General features: G+C 57.1%; 20 protein-coding genes and 2 pseudogenes. 6 read left to right on the top strand and 16 right to left on the bottom strand.

Annotation, left to right across the window (positions count from 1 at the left end; all coding sequences use genetic code 11):
* Positions 1–89: 89 nt before the first annotated feature.
* The 3 genes and pseudogenes from FNU76_RS05715 to FNU76_RS05720 form a co-directional block, all read left to right on the top strand.
* Positions 90–1,424 (top strand): annotated as a pseudogene (locus FNU76_RS05715) (acetyl-CoA carboxylase biotin carboxylase subunit); the annotation flags it as partial.
* Between the two features lie 48 nt (positions 1,425–1,472).
* On the top strand, positions 1,473–2,093 hold the full coding sequence (locus FNU76_RS25185; RefSeq protein ID WP_444542084.1) for an acyl-CoA carboxylase biotin carboxyl carrier protein subunit: 621 nt from the start codon (positions 1,473–1,475) through the stop codon (positions 2,091–2,093).
* Between the two features lie 407 nt (positions 2,094–2,500).
* Positions 2,501–3,661 (top strand): hypothetical protein, encoded by a 1,161-nt coding sequence (locus tag FNU76_RS05720; protein ID WP_143856811.1) that lies wholly within the window; start codon positions 2,501–2,503, stop codon positions 3,659–3,661.
* 577 nt (positions 3,662–4,238) lie between these two features.
* On the opposite strand, the gene FNU76_RS05725 is transcribed toward FNU76_RS05720, so the two are convergent.
* The 11 genes and pseudogenes from FNU76_RS05725 to dsbD all read right to left on the bottom strand — a co-directional run bounded on the left by FNU76_RS05725 (position 4,239) and on the right by dsbD (position 11,929).
* Entirely contained in the window at positions 4,239–4,637 is a 399-nt protein-coding gene (locus FNU76_RS05725; RefSeq protein ID WP_143856812.1) for a CdiI-like immunity protein, read from the bottom strand.
* Positions 4,638–4,753: 116 nt separating this feature from the next.
* Complete coding sequence (locus tag FNU76_RS05730) at positions 4,754–5,050, bottom strand: DUF1963 domain-containing protein (RefSeq protein WP_143856813.1); 297 nt, start codon at positions 5,048–5,050, stop codon at positions 4,754–4,756.
* A 6-nt stretch (positions 5,051–5,056) separates the two neighbouring features.
* Entirely contained in the window at positions 5,057–5,563 is a 507-nt protein-coding gene (locus tag FNU76_RS05735) for a hypothetical protein (protein ID WP_143856814.1), read from the bottom strand.
* Between the two features lie 57 nt (positions 5,564–5,620).
* The gene (locus FNU76_RS05740) at positions 5,621–5,980 is read right to left on the bottom strand and encodes a hemagglutinin (RefSeq protein WP_143856815.1); all 360 of its coding nucleotides are present in this window, start codon (positions 5,978–5,980) and stop codon (positions 5,621–5,623) included.
* A gap of 107 nt (positions 5,981–6,087) precedes the next feature.
* On the bottom strand, positions 6,088–6,747 hold the full coding sequence (locus FNU76_RS05745) for a hypothetical protein (protein WP_143856816.1): 660 nt from the start codon (positions 6,745–6,747) through the stop codon (positions 6,088–6,090).
* Positions 6,748–7,350: 603 nt separating this feature from the next.
* A complete protein-coding gene (locus FNU76_RS05750; protein ID WP_223879238.1) occupies positions 7,351–7,683 on the bottom strand; it encodes a DUF7660 family protein in 333 nt (110 codons plus the stop codon).
* A gap of 589 nt (positions 7,684–8,272) precedes the next feature.
* A pseudogene (locus FNU76_RS25385) lies at positions 8,273–8,627 on the bottom strand (immunity protein Imm33 domain-containing protein).
* A gap of 41 nt (positions 8,628–8,668) precedes the next feature.
* Positions 8,669–8,950, bottom strand: coding sequence for a YrhB domain-containing protein (locus FNU76_RS05760; protein WP_373279708.1), 282 nt, complete (start codon positions 8,948–8,950; stop codon positions 8,669–8,671).
* A gap of 74 nt (positions 8,951–9,024) precedes the next feature.
* Positions 9,025–9,255 (bottom strand): hypothetical protein, encoded by a 231-nt coding sequence (locus FNU76_RS24415; protein WP_223879239.1) that lies wholly within the window; start codon positions 9,253–9,255, stop codon positions 9,025–9,027.
* 315 nt (positions 9,256–9,570) lie between these two features.
* The gene (locus tag FNU76_RS05770) at positions 9,571–10,107 is read right to left on the bottom strand and encodes a TlpA family protein disulfide reductase (protein ID WP_143856820.1); all 537 of its coding nucleotides are present in this window, start codon (positions 10,105–10,107) and stop codon (positions 9,571–9,573) included.
* Between the two features lie 37 nt (positions 10,108–10,144).
* The gene (dsbD, locus tag FNU76_RS05775) at positions 10,145–11,929 is read right to left on the bottom strand and encodes a protein-disulfide reductase DsbD (protein ID WP_143856821.1); all 1,785 of its coding nucleotides are present in this window, start codon (positions 11,927–11,929) and stop codon (positions 10,145–10,147) included.
* Positions 11,930–12,207: 278 nt separating this feature from the next.
* Here dsbD and FNU76_RS05780 point away from each other — a divergent pair, with 278 nt between their 5' ends.
* The gene (locus FNU76_RS05780; protein WP_143856822.1) at positions 12,208–12,696 is read left to right on the top strand and encodes an FxsA family protein; all 489 of its coding nucleotides are present in this window, start codon (positions 12,208–12,210) and stop codon (positions 12,694–12,696) included.
* On the opposite strand, the gene FNU76_RS05785 is transcribed toward FNU76_RS05780, so the two are convergent.
* Genes FNU76_RS05785 through FNU76_RS05805 form a run of 5 tightly spaced genes read right to left on the bottom strand, consistent with a single transcriptional unit; the run spans position 12,650 to position 15,714 of the window.
* Entirely contained in the window at positions 12,650–12,955 is a 306-nt protein-coding gene (locus tag FNU76_RS05785; RefSeq protein ID WP_143856823.1) for a DUF167 domain-containing protein, read from the bottom strand. The genes FNU76_RS05780 and FNU76_RS05785 overlap by 47 nt on opposite strands.
* A 6-nt stretch (positions 12,956–12,961) precedes the next feature.
* Positions 12,962–13,546: a YggT family protein gene (locus FNU76_RS05790; RefSeq protein WP_143856824.1), complete on the bottom strand. Its 585-nt coding sequence runs from the start codon at positions 13,544–13,546 to the stop codon at positions 12,962–12,964.
* Positions 13,547–13,601: 55 nt separating this feature from the next.
* The gene (gene proC / locus FNU76_RS05795; protein ID WP_143856825.1) at positions 13,602–14,429 is read right to left on the bottom strand and encodes a pyrroline-5-carboxylate reductase; all 828 of its coding nucleotides are present in this window, start codon (positions 14,427–14,429) and stop codon (positions 13,602–13,604) included.
* Positions 14,426–14,995, bottom strand: a complete 570-nt coding sequence (locus tag FNU76_RS05800) for a hypothetical protein (protein ID WP_143856826.1) — start codon at positions 14,993–14,995, stop codon at positions 14,426–14,428. Before FNU76_RS05800 ends, proC begins: the two co-directional genes overlap by 4 nt.
* Positions 14,992–15,714 carry a YggS family pyridoxal phosphate-dependent enzyme gene (locus tag FNU76_RS05805; RefSeq protein WP_143856827.1) on the bottom strand — a complete coding sequence of 241 codons (723 nt, stop codon included), beginning with the start codon at positions 15,712–15,714 and terminating at the stop codon, positions 14,992–14,994. The genes FNU76_RS05800 and FNU76_RS05805 overlap by 4 nt, the downstream gene beginning before the upstream one ends.
* Positions 15,715–16,138: 424 nt before the next feature.
* Here FNU76_RS05805 and FNU76_RS05810 point away from each other — a divergent pair, with 424 nt between their 5' ends.
* Both FNU76_RS05810 and FNU76_RS05815 read left to right on the top strand, forming a co-directional pair.
* Positions 16,139–17,179: a type IV pilus twitching motility protein PilT gene (locus FNU76_RS05810; RefSeq protein ID WP_143856828.1), complete on the top strand. Its 1,041-nt coding sequence runs from the start codon at positions 16,139–16,141 to the stop codon at positions 17,177–17,179.
* A gap of 41 nt (positions 17,180–17,220) precedes the next feature.
* Positions 17,221–18,357, top strand: a complete 1,137-nt coding sequence (locus FNU76_RS05815) for a PilT/PilU family type 4a pilus ATPase (protein WP_143856829.1) — start codon at positions 17,221–17,223, stop codon at positions 18,355–18,357.
* Positions 18,358–18,365: the final 8 nt, after the last annotated feature.

The raw sequence follows: 18,365 nt of genomic DNA on the forward strand, positions 1-18,365 counted from the left end.
CCCTTACCCACGCCCGCGCGCCGTTCCCTATCGGGGCGGCGCGGCCACCCTTATCTCGCACATCACAACAAGCTTTGCCGAGAGCGCCAATGTTTAAAAAGATACTGATCGCCAACCGTGGTGAAATCGCCTGCCGGGTTATCCAGACGGCCCGCAAGCTGGGCATCAAGACGGTGGCGGTCTACTCCGACGCCGATGCCGGCGCCCGCCACGTCAAGCTGGCCGACGAAGCTTTCCGGCTGGGGCCGCCGGCACCGCGCGATTCGTACCTGCAAACGGAACTGATCCTGGCCATCGCCAAACGTACCGGCGCGCAAGCCATCCACCCCGGCTACGGCTTTCTCAGCGAGAACGAACACTTCGCCGAGGCCTGTGCCCAGGCTGGTGTGGTCTTTATCGGCCCGCCCCCCGCCGCCATCGCGGCCATGGGTTCGAAATCGGCCGCCAAGACCCTGATGGAAGGCGCCGGGGTGCCCTTGGTGCCCGGCTATCACGGCAATGAGCAGGATGCCGCCTTCCTGCAGCAGCAGGCCGATCGCATGGGCTACCCCGCCTTGATCAAGGCCAGCGCCGGCGGTGGCGGCAAGGGCATGAAGATAGTCGAACGGAGCGAGGATTTCGCCGGTCAATTGGCTTCCGCCAAGCGGGAAGCGACCGCCAGCTTCGGCGATGACGAAGTGTTGATCGAAAAGTACCTGACCAAGCCCCGCCATATCGAGATCCAGGTGTTCGCCGACACCTTGGGCGAGGCGGTCTACCTGTTCGAACGCGATTGCTCGGTACAGCGCCGCCACCAGAAAGTCCTGGAAGAAGCACCCGCACCGGGACTCAGCGCCCAGTTGCGCGCCCAGATCGGCGAAGCAGCGGTACGGGCCGCCAAGGCGGTCGGCTATGTCGGCGCCGGCACGGTGGAATTCATCTTCGACACACTGTCGGACGATTTCTACTTTATGGAGATGAACACCCGCCTCCAGGTCGAGCACCCGGTCACCGAAATGATTACCGGCACCGATCTGGTGGAATGGCAACTGCGGGTGGCCAGCGGCGAAGCCCTGCCAAAACGGCAAGATGAATTGCGCATCCATGGCCATGCCTTCGAAGCGCGGGTCTACGCCGAAGACCCTGCCCGCGACTTCCTGCCGCAGATCGGCCGGCTCACCCATCTGAAGCAGCCGGCCGAATCCGTCCATGTGCGGGTGGACACCGGCGTAAGCAGTGGCGACGAAATCTCACCCTGGTACGACCCGATGATCGCCAAGCTGATCGTTTGGGACGAAAGCCGCGAGCGTGCATTGGACCGTCTGTCCGCCGCCCTGGAGGAGTACGAGGTGGTCGGATTGCCGACCAACCTGGACTTCCTGGGCCGCCTGGCCGGGCACCGGGCATTCCGCGCCGCCGAACTCGACACCGGATTTATCAAACACCATCACAACGAGCTGATCCCGGCTGCCGCGCCCATCACGGCCGAGACGCTGGCCCTGGCCGCCTTGGCCGAACTGGCCTTGCTGGAAGCGCAAGTGGGCATCGCCCGCGACCGCTCCAACGATGCCGACTCACCCTGGTGGCACACCGACGGCTGGCGCCTTAACCAGGACAATCGCCATGCCCTGCACTTCCGCTGCGGCGAGGACGAGCACGCCGTGATCGCCCACTACCAGGACGATGCCTATCTGCTGGAAATCGGCGGCGACCGCCTGGTGGCGCACGGGACACTGGACGGCCACCGCCTGGACGCCACGCTGGACGGCTACCGCCTGGCCGTCAGCGTGGTCCGCCAAGCCGATACGCTGACCTTGGTCCACGACGGCCGCAATACCGTACTGCACCCGTTCAACCCGCTGCTGGCCGGCCTGGAAGCCGCCGAAGCGGGCGGCGGCCTGACCGCGCCCATGCCAGGCACCGTCGTGGCCGTCCATGTGCGCACGGGCGATACGGTGGAGAAAGGCCAGCCCTTGATGATCCTGGAAGCAATGAAGATGGAACACACCATTCTGGCTCCGCAGGCGGGACAGGTCGCCGAGGTGTTCTTCCAAAAGGGCGAGCAGGTGAAGGAAGGGGCAGCATTGCTGGAGATTGCGGCGGCTGCCGCGTAGGTGCAAGCGGGCTTGATTGCATAGCCGCTTCAGAAAGGCTTCGTTCATTGGAGCCTTTAAAGGGTTGGGACCGAGGGTGCAATGCCCTCGGCCTGCTCGCCTAGCTCAGCAGGGCATTTGTAGTCGAACTGCCATAACCAGATACCGGGTAGGCATATCGCGTATGCCGCGAACTTGAGTATTAAATTTCCTGATTGATAGCTTTGGTATTTTTCGTGGCGCCTAAAATATAATTGTCGAAACATGAAGTTACGCAAGCTTTACAATAGCCAACTGCTTGGTTATCGGGGAACATTAAAGAATGGAGTTTTATTGCGCCTCCTGGCAAAGAACAGCAATACCTTATCGCCGCCAATTGCCAGACCGCTCGAGAGCGCCGAATAAGTACATTCAAAAGGATCGGGGTTATGAATTTTATTTATTATTGCTTTAGCTCATGCTTTTCATCCAGAAAAATAGAAGCACCAACTCAAACCAGCACGCTAATCCGCGGCCCTTCTTACTCCATTAACAATCCTGAGCAATCTCCCAAAGGAGAATCAAAAGAACTCAGTAATCAGCAGACCTCCATCTCTAAAAGATTCTGGTCATTTTTGCAAAAATTTAACTTCGCCTCAAGGAAACCAGCTTCCACTCAGCACAATGGATCAATCCAAAATAATATTCCTATTATAGAACACAATAGCCTAATAACGCATTTAACACCAACCTCACCAAATCCTACGCCGCCAGAAAGTAAGCTCGTTACAGTGCGTAACGAACCCAATACCGTCTTCGTCCCGCAAGCAAACAGCCTCGGAATTTCCCATTCCGTCCCGAAGAAGGTGTCCGACTTTCTATTAGAGATATTGCTGCATTGTAAAAAGTGCGCCCAAGAGCAATTTGGCACAGTGACAGAGATAGAATACCGCGGATTAAAATTCTATCGAGAAAGGTTCGGATTTAAAAGCACCAATCGCCTTGTTCCTATTGACACGCCAGCAGTCTCCCTTGAATCTCTTTCTTTGAGTTCAATTTACATTGAATGGAGTAGAAATCCGGAATTCTCTATACTTGCACAATATGAGAAAGAGGGGAGCTACGTGAATTTTATGTTAACCCCGAGTAACAAGCTGGCCATTGCACTTGAAGGTGCGCCATCGCCGCCGCAGCGGAAAACTGCCGTTCTCGCACCGGGGGATGCCTCAGAGATCGTAAAGTTGCCAATAGGAAACAATCCCAGCAATCACCGCGACGTACCGTCGGTATTGGTCAAATTTACCAAAGAAACCATCTCGGAGGTCAATAAATGCCGTCCAGAGGATTTTAGCCAGATAGAAATGATTCGAGTGGATGAAATTGACTTCAAGCGCACCAAGCACGACACTACCACGGAGGGGTGGATCACTAGCGAAAACTACCACTTCACCCCCGTGGATACATCGGCCTCTGCATATGCGGCATTAACGCTAAAGGGAATTTGTGTAAGCGTTACCAAAACGAACGCGCTGGTTACGGTAACAGCGAGTCAAGATAATACCCGGGTAAGTCTTCGTATGAAATCGGGTAAGCTTTTGATTGTGGAATAAAGGCAATCCCTGCCCGAAAGGGCAGGCGGCTTGTTACATCTCATCCCGCGCATCGGTAGCGCCATGTCTGCGGCCCAAATATACAGACCGCCTGCACACTCCCCACTCTTTCGATAGGAGGCCATGAGATTTTTCAAATTCGTCAGAGTGAAGAATGTCGCTGAATATACCTCCCCATCCTCCAAGGAAATTTCCACATCAACGTTGCCATCGTCAATGTTTACTTCACTCTCTCGAGATAATATCTGCACATCAAAAGCTTGCATTGACTAGCCTCCAAAAAGCTCGTGTATCTCATTGATAACGCTCTGCTGGTTATCTTTTGCGGATTTACCTAGAATTTCTATTTGATCCCTCACCATCCTGAAATAGACCCGCGCACCATCTCTAGCTCGCACCTCAGAAATGCCAGCCCCTATTGGCTTACCACCCCTCGGACTTTTAGTAGCTGCGATCGCAGATACTGCTTTCGTACAAGCGCAACCGCCATTTTTGTGAACAAGCACCTACTGTTTACCAGCAAAATAGGTGTGATGACTGAGTAATGGCCTCAACTGTCCACTTCTATGTAGCGGCTCTAGGCTTCTTGGGCCTTTTCATATAGTCGGAAGCGCTCATCCGGAACATCCAGCCTATCAAACTCCCGCGCAAAAGCTTCCAACTCTACACTGACAGGCAAACCGTATTTCCACATAGCAGTCGCGACTATCTCTTGAAGGAACGCTAGTGCTTCAATCCTGTCACTGCACTGGCTATAAGGAAGGCCATGCATGCCTTCCATTAATTCAAAGTACAGCCGCGTTAACCACTCCCCGCATTCACCTGCAAAAAGCTCAGCATAGGTGCCTGGCTCATTTCGGCTGTCGTCATCAGAAATACTTTGAGCCTTACCCAAAGCATTTTCTAACCAACTCACCCTTTGTCGAGCCTTAGAAAGGGACAAAGAGTAAATAAGTAAAAGCCATTTTTTGCGCATGGTTTTATCTGATTGGCTGTATGTGCCAAACTTCCTTACTCATTGGATTGTAAATCATCTCCATTGACTGGTTTATATAGCGGTAGCAACCAGGCATAATCCATGCGCTTTTGAAGCTAGGACGATTGTATTATTGCTTTGACCTCGTTACAGGCAAAACAAATAAACACATAAACCATCCCGCAGTCCGCTATGCAAAACTCGTCATTTATCGAGTCCAGCTGCCCATAAAAGCTCATGCCATCGCCACAACAAATGCAAACCGGGAAGTCTTCCTGCTGCAATAAATCAGGAGTGCCTCCCAGTTTATGGCGCGTGCCAACTTCACTCGCGGCCCATTTAAATTTTGGTAACGCTCTGGCGTCGGCATCTAGCGGCACCGGAACCAATTCAAACAGAGGTATCTTTTTCATGGACTTCTACAAATGCAACTTGAATTTCTTTGCCTGTTCCCTAGACAGCTCGACACGAACGCCAACCAACTCCATCCCATTTAATAGAAAAACCATCTTCCCATGCCGTATAGCCCTATTGTAACTAGAAATCCCAAATAATTCAATTTCTACGAAATCGTCCCGCAGCCCAACGGAGAGCGGGCAGTGTTGATCAAACCCAAAACCACTCTCCAGCCTCTTAAAATCATCACTTCCAAGATCAAAAATTGGGAGCCCCTGTTCTGTTACTCCCTCTTCTGGAATATTCGAAGTATGCATTTTATCAAACGTCGTCAGCGTGATTCCCCGAACCACTCCCGACTCCGGGCTCAGCAAAAGCTCCAAGAGATTAGTCTTGGAACCCCCTAATCTTAAATACAACACACCACCCAGCAGCCCGGAATAAGTCCTCACAGAGAGAGGTATATAGTCATCAACTTCTATCACTGGATCTGGATATGTGCATTGATCCACAGATAATATGGTCAACACAACTCTCTCCTATTTAACCTGCATTGCATGAATAAGCGCCGGATATTTATCGGTCGCTCATTGAGAAAATTTCAATCCCCAACCACCCGTCTTCACTAAGGTATTAAGTGGCGCGCCGTTTGCTATCGCACGAGTAACAGTTAACTGCAAATTGGACAATTGCACCTCGCTGGCGAGATTAACCGCTTCTGGAGACAGGCCGCGCCGTGCCATACCAGCGGCATACCCGGCAAGGTGTTCCGTCGCATTGCCATGCACCTGAACCGTTTCCCCACCCGCTTTTAATACAAAGGAGCGCGGAATAGCCGTCCCCTCCCGAGTAGGCTCTGTTGCTTCAATCGAGTCCCAAACCGTTACGGTAAATATCTTACCGCTCTTGAATGCTGCACCCCCAGCAAACACATCCTTAAGCCCCATCCAACCATAGGATGGTCACGCAGCCAGGCCGTGTTATCGCTCAACCATAAAATGGGGAGTAGCAAGCAAAGTGCCTCCACAGATAGCCCCTTATGCCCTTTTGTTGATCAATCCTTGAATTCCTTATAGGATGGCGGCATTTTCCCAGACTTTGTTAGCAAATAGCCATGCCCGCCAATAGCATCAAAGTCCGCATCAAGCCTCTTAAGATAGGAAAGAATCATTGCATTGGTCAGACGGTCTTTAATAGACTTGAGCTTATAGGCCGCGACATCCTCGAACTCAAATGGGTCACCAGACTCGCCAAACTTCCATTTCCCACCATCATTTGCTGAGAATACGTGGCGCCGATCAACACCTTCAGAGTAACACTCAAAGATAGATGCCCGATATTGCATCACTTGACCAGAATCAGGGTTCTTGACCTCATCAGCCATTGTGATTCGCAAAGAATCAACTTTCAGCCGTGATGAAAGAACGCTCATAGGGGAAGCGGCATCCGTCCCATTCGCTCCATTGTCAAAATAGAGTGTCCATTTTTCATTAAGCGTCCAAAAAACGTACCGCGTTGAGATTGGTGCAGTTCGGGGAGAAAGCGCCCGTACCACATCCACCGCACCACCCTCAAGCGCTTGCGCCTTAATTGCAAACCCCCATTCCTTCAGGATGACCTGCTGCCATAACAGAAACTCATCAGCAGCTATTTTGCACGGGCACTTTATCAATCCAAATGAAGCCGAAAGCCTACCAAAATCTGAAATAGCCATTTTCAATCTACCGTTCTTATATTAATTTTACAGCTCAAAGTGCTCCCGCCGGCCTGCTGGGCTTGTACCTGAATATCAGGCCTATTCACACCTGCTCGCTGACCTGCAGCATTAACTTGATGCTGGTTCACGCGGATATCCATATATCCTTTTGCCTTTAGCTCCGCAACGATTCGTTGTGCTTCGGCATTTTGAGTTGCACTTGTACCAATGGACCGATTTGTCGGCAGGGCAGCCGGTGCTACCGGGCTCACTGCTTGGTCTTGCGGCAACCTGCTCAGGGAAGAACTCGACTCGGTTTTTGTGGCCATGATGGCCGACCCAAAGCCCAGCCGATACCCAAAGTTATGCCCGTTCCGGAAAGACTCCGCCAACTTCGGGTCGCTATACAACGTGCTAACCATGTCATAGAACATGACTTGAGGAGCCGCCACCATATGATGCAGGAAGTTTTGAAGACTGCGCCGATTCTTGCCCGTCGCCTTGGGCGATTGACCAGGGCTGCACGGGGAATTTTGATGGAGATACCAATCTTGGTCGGTGCTTTGAATGAGCCACAGCTAAAGTAGTTGCTGAACTAACCGCTTCCCCTTCGATTCCATTCTATTCGTAGAATTTAGCAGCAAGCATCATTTCCGCAATCGTCTTCCATTCTGGCGATGTCGGTATAGGCAAATTATTATTCAGGTAATACCCATCCATATCCTGCACCCAAGCGGAGAGCGCTTCCAGAAAGTCATCCAGCGATGCGTTTTGCCATTTTGTACGATTAGTTGAGAGGTCAAGCCGTAACGCATCAACGAATTCAATAAAATCATCACGCGATGACACGGTGTCAGTTTTAAGCTTCAAATCCATTTCATTCTCCTCGGATGCGCAACGATGCGCCATCATTTTTTGACGTAAATTTCTACCCTTCATTAATGGCTTCCTCATGGGTTGCCATCCTGTAAGGGATATTCATACCTGCACGGCGAAATGCCTCTAGCCTTCGATTGTCAAGCGTGTACAACCTCCCATCTTTCTCTACCAGTCTAATGGGAGGTACTTGATCAGCATTCAGCGAGCCACTTTTTAGCGCTTCCAGCTCAACTCGGTACGCGGATCACGTGCATGGTCAGCTTCATTTTTAGCGCGCTTTGCGGGGTCACGCTCGCAGACGATAGAGTTCGTGCAGCCACCTCCGCTACCGGTGTTTCCATTGTTTGCGGCATCAGGTGCTCCCACCACGTCGTGTCGTACCGAAACTGCTGAACCCCAGATGCAGCGCGGCTTCCCACGCATCACACAGGCAGCATTTTCCAGTTTAAAGAGCGAGCCTCCCAACGTGCGTTTCCAGCGGGTAGAGGGTAAGGACCAGGCGCGCATTATAGCGTGACCGCGAGTGAACGCTGGCGGCCATGGGGGGATGACGCCAACGAGCAGGACCCCCACCTTATGAAGCGGGGTATTGGGAAGCCTGCGCCGACTCAGGCCCGCCACCTTGGTTGAATGACCAGGGCGACAGGGAGTATTTCAACGCCGATTAATCCTCGGATAAAGGACAGGGCTTATTGGTCCGTAAATCCAGATCCTCCCACATGTATTCGTATTTTTCGGCCACAAGGAACCGCCAACCAGGTGGCACCCCTAAATACTTAAGGACCAGTGGTGCCCATTCATTCAAATGCACAGCATGCAATGGAACAAAGAAGTCCGGCGCGTCAGACCAAACCTCCCCAGCCGCACGTATCCCCTTCCGGCCGAATGCGTAGCCCGTTTAACGGCCGCAGCCCACTGAGCACGTTTTTTGAGATGCCCACTTTCATGTGCGGATCACATGAAGTAAAGGGCACCCCCATCGCTTCGCAAACTTTCTTCTGCTGGTCTACAGGTTGCATGTGAACTAAAAATGCAGACTGCGACAGGGGTTCGACTATATTCACGATCCTTTTTTCTGGTACTCATCAACATAATAAGCCACAGGATGTGCCGTACCGAACACATGAACCTGCTCACTATAGCGATCAACGATGAGTGGTGCATTCCCAACCAGAGCACAATTTATTTCACCGTCGTCAACATAGGCAGTAGCATTATAAGAAAAGACCCAGCCGGCTGGCACTTCCAAGACTTCCACAAACTTCAACGGCAGCTCGACTTGCAGCTCCATATCATGCAGATATGACAAAGCAATCTCCTCCGCGCGCACGAAATTTATCACTTTAATAGGCGGCGCTGGCGGTACCCGGCGCGCTGCCGCTGGTGGCCAAGGCCAGATTGCTGACGGTGTAGCCGCTACCGCTGGCGGTACAGCTCAGTGATACGGCGGTCGCGTGGGTGGTGGACCAGCTGGAGGTGTACGCCTGCCCGACGATCATCGTCGGGGGGGGTGCGCTGCACATTGATGGTCGGCGGGGCGGCCAGGACCGTGACACCCACCAGCAAGGCACCTAACCGTGCCAGCCAATCCGTACCACGTGGGTTGCCCAGTACCGCCAAACGATGTGCCACGCCTGCTTTGCGCATTTTGTTTCTTTTCGATAAATCAATGTGATGACGCGCATAACGGGGACGACGGCACGCCCGGCCAAGCGCCGGGGCGCGGAATATATATGAGCGGGGTTGGGGCAGGCAAGTGAATTATTGCGGCGCAACATTCCGCAATGGGATGGCTACCAAGCGGAAGAGGCCTGCAGACTGGGTTTGCGCGGAACAACACGAGTTGGCCTTGAATGGCGACTTGCCAATGCGGTTGTTCCAAGGCCCGGTCAATGGATCAAAGCCCGATCAAGAATTTATACCCAATTTGGCATGTGATGGGCACGCGTCATCCGATCGAACCTAGCTCAACGGCAGCAGGTAAGCCTCCAGGCTGGCCTTGTCCAAGCGCCCCGGAACCGCGGCCACCTTGTTACCCTTTGCATCCAGGATCAAGGTAAAAGGCAGCGCGCCGATGCGGTTGCCTTCCCGCTTCATCAAATCCAGCGCCTCTTGCTCGCCGACCAGGATCGGATAGGGGATGGCGAATTCCTTGACGAATTTCTGCACGTCGGCCGGGTTGTCGATGGCCAGGCCGACAAAGCGGACCTTGTCGCCCAGGGCAGCCTGGGTGGCGACGAATTCCGGGATTTCTTCGCGGCAGGGAGCGCACCAGGTAGCCCAGAAGTTCACCACCAGGGGCTTGCCTTGCCATTGGCTGAAGGCTTGCGGCTTACCTTGCAGATCCTTGAAGCTGGATTGCCACAGACCGGGCGTGGCCGCCGCGACGGCCGGCGCGGTGCTTACCGAAACAGCCTGGCTGTGATGCCACCAGGCGGCGCCGGCACCGGCGGCAATGGCCAAGCCGGCGACGGTGAGATAGAGAGCGGGTTTATTCATGTTCTGCTTCGCATACAACACAATAAAGGGGGGCGGTCTATAAACCGGCAAGTCGACGCTGGAACGCCGCTGCGTCCTCGAATCCAATCAAACGCTGGCCTATTTCCGTACCGGCCGGGCCAAAGAAAATGGTGCCCGGCGGGCCGAACAGGCCGAAGCGCTTCAACAAGGCCTTGTGTTCGTCCGTACCGGCGGTAACGTCCGCCTTCAGTAGCACCATACCGGCCAGCTTCTGCTGGACGGCGGGATCGCTGAAGGTGAAACGTTCCATCTCGTGGCAACTGACACACCAGTCGGCGTAAAAATCCAGCATGACCGTCTTGCCGGCAGCCGCGGCAATCGCGCTGTCCAATTGCGCGGAACTGGCCACCGGCTGGAAGGGCAAGGCGGGAGCCGTAGCAGCCGCTCGCCCGCTACCGCCAAAGGTCCGCAAGGGTTGCAAGGGGTCGCGCGCACCGGCCAGCAAGCCGATCAATTGCGCCACGCCCAGCAGGAGCAGCAATACCCCTGCCGCCTTGGCCAGACGCTTGCCCGGCGGCGCTTGCGGCGGCAGCGAATCCAGGGCCGACAGGCTGACGCCGGCACCGATGGCGAGCACGGCACAGGCCAGCATAAACAGCCAATCCGGCAGCACCGGATGCGCGATCCACAAGGCCACCGCCAACATCACGGTGCCGAATACATTCTTGACCAGGGTCATCCACGGCCCCGCCTTGGGTAGCACATGGCCGCCGGCCACACCCACCACGATCAGCGGCAAGCCGATCCCCAGCGCCATGGCATACAGCGCCAGGCCACCGCGCAAGACATCGCCGCTGGCGCCGATATAGCCCAGCGCGGCTGCCAGCGGCGGCGCCACGCAGGGGCCGACGATCAGCGCCGACAGCGCGCCCATGCCGAACACGGGCAGCCAACGACCGCCCGGCAATTTATTGGAGACATCGTTCAGGCGCGATTGCAGGGCGCCCGGCAACTGCAATTCGAACAAGCCGAACATCGACAGCGACATCAGCACGAAAAAGGACGCGAAGACCCCCAGTACCCAGGGATTCTGCATGGCGGCCGACAAGAGCGTACCGGAGAGCGCGGCGGCCACGCCGGCGATGGCATAACTGAGCGCCATGCCTTGCACGTACACCATGCTGAGGACGAAGCCGCGCAATTTACCTGTTGCCCCGCCCTGCCCCACCACGATGCCCGAGACGATGGGAATAAGGGGATACATACAGGCGGTAAAGGCCAGGCCCAGGCCGGCCAGGAAGAAAAAGGCCAGCAATCCGGCCAGGTTGCCGGACGCGAACAGGGCGCTGCCGTCGCCGGTACCGCCAGCGGGTGCGGCCGTGGCGGGCACGGGGCTTGCCGTGCTCCCCAGCAACTGCGTCAGCTTGTCCGGCGCGGCACCGGCCGGGGCGTCGGCCAGGGCCAGCTGCACGGTCTGGGGTGGGTAGCAGACACCGGCATCGGCGCAGCCTTGGGAGACGATTTCCACTTGGGCGCCCGGGGGAAACGCTGTATCGCTGCTGAGCGGCAACTCGACCGCATGGCGGTAAGTTTCCACCTCGCCAAAATATTCGTCATGCTTCTTCTTGCCTGCGGGAAAATCCGCCTTGAGGGCGCCTTGTCCCACCAGCGAGAATTTAAACCGCTCCCGGTACATATAGTAGCGATCGGCGATCTCGAATTTTACCGTGGCGGTTTTTTCACCGGTTTTTTGCAGCGAAGGCTTGAAAGCCTGCTCCGGCGGCAGCAACTCATCGGGGTTGGCGGCGAATGCGCCAATCGAAAGGAACCCTGCCGCCAGCAGCGAGACGAAGTGTTTCATGCCGCCGCCCTCCAGACACTGCTCGATGGGTAGGCAAGGATCGCTGGCGTCAGGGATGGCGCCGGTCCGGAGGGTGTGCCGCGACGGGCTGCAGGGATTTTGGTCGGCATGGCAATTTCGTCGATGGTTATGATTTGGCCTGGCCGATAGTCGGGATACCGGCGAGCGACAGGATATTGACACAAGCGTGGTGCGGGGCGAATGGAGACGCCAACTTATTTGTCGGCTCACGTTCACGCACATGACACCGTAGTACCCCATTGGAACGGGTTATCCACATGTTGATCAGACTTCTACCTTTCCTCGGCCTGCTGCTGCTGGGCCTGCCCCTGATGGAGCTGTCCGCTTCGATCTGGCTGGCCAAATACATAGGCTGGTGGCTCGCGTTCTGGTTGTTCGCCAGCGCCATGATAGGCGTGGGCATTCTCAAAAGCTGGCGCTTTACCACCGCCTGGGCCCTGGTAGACAGCATGCGCAGCGGCGAAGTGCCGCTGGGGCGATTATTTTGGGTCGCCCGCAGCCTGGTAGCCGCCTTGCTGTTCATCTTTCCCGGTCCGGTCAGCGATGTGTTCGCGCTATTGTTACTGCTGCCCTGGCCGGGCATCCGCAGCGTGCGCTTCGATACCCGCCCCCCGCCGCCGCCGCCCAGGAGGGCGTCTTCGAAGGCGAGTTCACCCGCGTGGACGATTTGGTACGGCCACTGCCGGATAAGCCTCGCCACTAGGCCAGCAGCTCTGCCGGTGAACGGGTGCTGCCGATTATCCTGATACGTTTGTGGCGCGACAGTTCACCACTTTCGAGCACCACGCCGTGCCGCGGTACGGCGAACCAGTCCGCCAGCCAAGCCAGCAAGGCCTTATTGGCCTTGCCCTCCACCGGCGGCGCATTCAAGCGCAGCTTCAGCTCGCCGTCATGCAGGCCGGCCACCTCGGTCTTCCTGGCGCCCGGTTGCAGATAGAGCTGCAATAGCCAATCGCCGCCGTCCGGGCGCATCCATGCCTGTTGCCTGTCCGGCGCCGTACTCATATTGGCCTAGGCAAAGGCGATATAGTTGAACAAGCGCTGTTCGATGGGCGCCAAGCCGAAATTCAGGATCATCTGCAGCAAAAGTATCAATACCAGGGGGCTCAGATCCACGCCGCCAATGGTGGGGATCAATTTGCGCAACGGCCGCAGAAATGGCCGGCTCAAGGTTTCCAGCAGGGGAGCCAGCGGATTGTAGGGGTTCATCCAGCTCATGACCGCCTGCACCAGCACCACCCCGAACAGCAAATAGAGGGTCAGTTTCATCAACTCCAGCACGGCCAGCATCATCAGCCCCCCCATCGCGGCAGGTGCGAGCAGATTGAGCGGCCAGGGCGACAGCAAAAGCAGAATGAAGTGCATCAGCACGGCGGTGAACCAGGCCAGCAGCATGGTGGCCGAATCGTAACCGCCTACGCTGGGCACCAGCCGGCGAACCGGCAGCACGGCAAAATTGGTCAGCTTGACCGTGAATTGCGCCAAGGGATGGCCAAACGGTGCGCGTGCCACCTGCAGATAGAAACGCAGCAGCAGGTTGAGGATAAAAAAGCTGGCGAGATTGCGTATCAGAAAGGCCAGCGCTTCTTGCAGCATGTGCGTGCTCCACTTGGATTGAACGGCATGTTCAGGTTGTTTGCCGGTGCAGGATTCAGCTGTCCCGACCCAATTCGTCGGCCAATTCGGTCGCCCTGGCGCGCGCGGCCTGGGCGCCGGCAACGATTGCGGCTTGGACCCCCAGTTCGGCCATCTTGTTCAATGCCGCCGCCGTGGTACCGCCCTTGGAGGTGACCTTCTCCCGCAAGGTCGCGGCATCGTCGTGGCTGTCCAAAGCCAAGCGAACCGCACCTTCGAAAGTGCCATAGGCCAGCTGCCTGGCCGTGGCGGCATCGAAGCCTTGCAGTTCGGCGGCCTGACACAGGGATTCGATAAAATGGAATACATACGCCGGGCCCGAGCCGGAAATCGCGGTGATGGCATCCAGGCGAGTCTCTTCCTCCACCCATACCACGCTGCCTACGCTGCGCAGGATGCGGTCAACCTGCGCCTGGTCTTCCGCCAGCGCGTGCGGCCCCAGCCAAGCGCCGCTTACCCCGGCTCGAACCAATGCAGGGGTATTGGGCATGACCCGCACCAGGCGGGCCGGGCCGTTCGGCGCTTCGCACTTCAACCAGCGTTGTAGATCGGCCATCCGGATACCGGCGGCAATGCTGATCACCAGGCGTCCGGCCAGCTCGGCGGCGCGGGCTTTTGCCACCGCCGCCAACTGCTGCGGCTTGACTGCGAGGATAACGATATCGCAGTCGGGAAGCGGGTCATCCAATGCCCAGGCACCGACGCCGAAGTCGGTTTGCAATTGCTCGCGCCTGGCGGCATCCGGCTCGACCACATGCAACTCATTGGCGGCGAAACCCTGTTGCAGCATGCCGCCCAGCATGGCGGTGGCCATATTGCCGCCGCCGATAAATACGATACTCATTGTTGTTCGCTTTCCTTGCCGAAGCCGATAGCCGGCCGGCGCTTTTGCAAAAGATGTTTGAGCAAGTTGCTGTACAGTTTGTCCAACTCCGGTTGACCGGTATACGGCAGGACCAGCTTACCCTGGCGATGCGCCAGGGCGAGGGAGACCAGCTTGCCGTCGGCCAGGCGATAATCGAGGCTGACGATATCGTCGAGAGCCAAGGCGGTAGTGGGCGGCACGCCGACGCCACGGAAGCCAAAGCACACCCGTGCGTCATCCACCTCCACCTGGGTGAGCCAGAACCAGCCGCGCAAACGCCAAGCCACCATAAGGGCCAGTACCAGCGCAGCCAAGGCGATGGCCAGCACAACGCCCGAGCGGGTCAATACCGCCTGCAGGGAAAGCAAGACGATGATGCCCACCGCCATGCCGGCGCCCAATTTGGCGGTGAGCCGATCCGGCGCACCGTCCGGCAAGCGCTGCCAGGCCGACGCCAACTCCAATCGGTCCCGCCCGTCGCCCTCCTCCACCCGTAGCCACCGAGCCAGCTCGGCGAGGCTCGCTTGTTTAGTAGATTGATTCAAATCCTGTCCTTTATGTCATCTCCAACGAGCACGGGAGGCCGTCGGCCAAACAAGGCGGTACCGACCCGTACCATGGTGGCGCCCGCCGCCACGGCGATCTCCAGATCGGCCGACATGCCCATCGAAAGGGTATCGAGCGGCAATCCCTCCACCCGCAGCGAATCATGCAAGGCGCGCAGGATGCCGAACTGGCCGGCCAGGTCCACGCCCGCCGCGTCCGGCTCGGGAATGCACATCAAGCCCCGCAGGCGCAGGCCCGGCAGCCGCGCCACCGCGTGGGCCAGCGCCTTGGCTTCGGCCGGTGCGCAGCCCGATTTGCTCGCTTCGCCCGATACGTTGACCTGCACGCAGACATTTAGCGGCGGCATGGCGGCCGGCCGCTGCGCGGATAGCCGTTCGGCTATCTTCAGGCGATCCACGCTATGTACCCAATGGGCCGACTCCGCCACCGGCCGGGTCTTGTTGCTTTGCAATGGGCCGATAAAATGCCATTCGATATCAGTCAGGTCGCGCGTGCGCTCAAGCTTTTCCAGCAGCTCTTGTACGTAGTTCTCGCCGAAGGCGCGCTGACCACTGGCATGGCAGGCGCGTACATCCTCGACGGGGAATGTCTTGCTGACCGCCAGCAAGCCGCACCCGCCCGGTTCGCGACCCGCCTGCCGCAGTGCCTCGTCAATGCGCTGCAACACGGCCAGGCGCGTATTTTCGATTTCTGGCATTTATCCCAATCCAATTCAATCCGATGCCGTTGAGCGATGAATTATATGTGGAAGCATCGCCGCGCTATTCATGGAGATACACTAAATAATCGCGCATGCTCAAACCGCAGATCACCACCCGGCAAAGCCGGGTGCTAACGGTACGTGGCATCTGAACCGCCCCTCGCTTGGTATAGTCCGACTCCCCCCGCCCTCGCCGCCGCGAGGGAGCCTCGCTATCGCTCGTTAATGCATTACCACTGGCAGTAAAATATCGGGCTGCGATAGCAAACTCCTGCAACCCAGTCCAAATGCTTCTACAAAAAAGGGGTAAACGGCTAGTATCCAACCTTGACGGTGGCATAATTGCTTGTTTTCGCGGTGTCCATGCAGACAGCGAATTCAAGCGGATCAACAGCTTAAGCAAAGACAGCGAGCGAATACAATGGAAATCTCGGAACTCCTGGCCTTCTCGGTCAAGAACAAGGCCTCGGACTTGCACCTGTCATCCGGCTTGCCACCCTGCATCCGGGTGCACGGCGACGTACGGCGCATCAATCTGCCGCCGATGGAGCACAAGGACGTGCACGACATGGTGTACGACATCATGAACGACGGCCAGCGCAAGACCTACGAAGAAACCCTGGAGTGCGACTTTTCCTTCGAAATCCCCGGCCTGGCCCGTTTCCGGGTCAATGCCTTCGTGCAGAACCGGGGTGCCGGCGCGGTATTCCGTACCATTCCGTCCAAGGTGCTGTCCCTGGAGGAACTGAACGCCCCCAAGGTATTCAAGGAAATCGCCGAAACCCCTCGCGGCATCGTACTGGTGACCGGCCCGACCGGCTCGGGTAAATCCACCACCCTGGCCGCGATGGTCAATTACATCAACGAGAATGAATACGGCCATATCCTGACCGTGGAAGACCCGATCGAATTCGTGCACGAATCGAAAAAATGCCTGGTCAACCAGCGTGAGGTCGGCCCTCATACCAAGAGTTTCGCCAACTCCCTGCGCGCGGCGCTGCGGGAAGACCCGGACGTTATCCTGGTGGGTGAAATGCGTGACCTGGAAACCATTCGGCTAGCGCTGTCCGCAGCCGAAACAGGTCACTTGGTATTCGGCACCCTGCACACCTCGTCCGCGGCAAAGACCATCGACCGTATCGTGGACGTATTCCCGGCGGCGGAAAAGGAAATGGTCCGTTCGATGCTGTCCGAATCGCTGCGCGCGGTCATCTCCCAGACCCTGCTCAAGACCAAGGACGGCACCGGCCGGGTCGCCGCGCACGAAATCATGATCGGCATTCCCGCCATCCGTAACCTGATCCGGGAAAACAAGATCGCGCAGATGTATTCGACCATTCAGACCGGCCAGCAGCACGGCATGCAGACGCTGGATCAGTGCCTGACCGAATTGATACGCCGCAACCTCATCACCCCTGCGGAAGCCCGTGGCAAGGCGATGAACCCAGACAACTTCAAATAAGGCGGCACGCGCCCTCTTCGCGCAACGCCACGGAGCAAGCCATGGAAAAGGAACAAGCCACCAAGTTCATGCACGATCTGCTGCGCCTGATGCGGCAGAAGAATGCATCGGACCTGTTTATCACCGCCGATTTTCCGCCGGCGATGAAGATCGACGGCAAGATGACGCCGGTGTCCAGCCAGCAACTCAGCAGCCAGCACACCAAGGAATTGTGCCGCTCGGTCATGAACGACCGCCAGGCGGAAGAGTTCGAGGCCACCAAGGAATGTAATTTCGCCATCAGCCCCGGCGGCATCGGCCGCTTCCGCTGCAATGCCTTCCAGCAGCAGGGCCGCATCGGCCTGGTACTGCGGACCATCACCACCGAAATCCCCAAGTTCGACGAACTGGGATTGCCACCGGTGCTGAAGGACGTGGCACTGGCCAAGCGTGGCCTGGTGATCTTCGTCGGCGGTACCGGCTCCGGCAAATCGACCTCGCTGGCCGCCATGATCGGCTTTCGCAACGAGAACAGCTACGGCCATATCATCACCATCGAAGACCCGGTGGAGTATGTGCATGAGCACCGCAACTGCATCGTCACCCAGCGTGAAATCGGGGTGGATACCGATAGCTGGCACAACGCCCTGCGCAATACCTTGCGGCAGGCGCCGGACGTCATCCTGATCGGCGAAATCCGTGATCGCGAAACGATGGACTACGCCGTCGCCTTCGCCGAAACCGGCCACCTGTGCATGGCTACCCTGCACGCCAACTCGGCCAACCAGGCGCTGGACCGTATCATCAACTTCTTCCCGGAAGAACGCCGCGCCCAGCTGCTGATGGACTTGTCGCTGAACCTGAAGGCCTTTATCTCGCAACGGCTGATTCCCCTGCGTACCGGCAAGGGCCGGGCGGCAGCGGTGGAAGTGATGCTCAATTCCCCGCTGATTTCCGACCTGATCTTCAAGGGCGATGTGCATGAGATCAAGGAGATCATGAGCAAGAGCCGCGAGCTGGGCATGCAGACATTCGACCAGGCGCTGTTCGATCTGTACGAAGACGGCAAGATCAGCTACGAGGATGGCCTGCGCAATGCCGACTCGGTGAACGACCTGCGGCTGAAGATCAAGCTGCAGTCGAAGGAATCCAAGGGCCGGGACGCGATGGCAGGCCTGGATCACCTCGATATCGTATGAGCCATGGC

The sequence above is a fragment of the Chitinimonas arctica genome (assembly GCF_007431345.1).
GTDB lineage: Bacteria > Pseudomonadota > Gammaproteobacteria > Burkholderiales > Chitinimonadaceae > Chitinimonas > Chitinimonas arctica.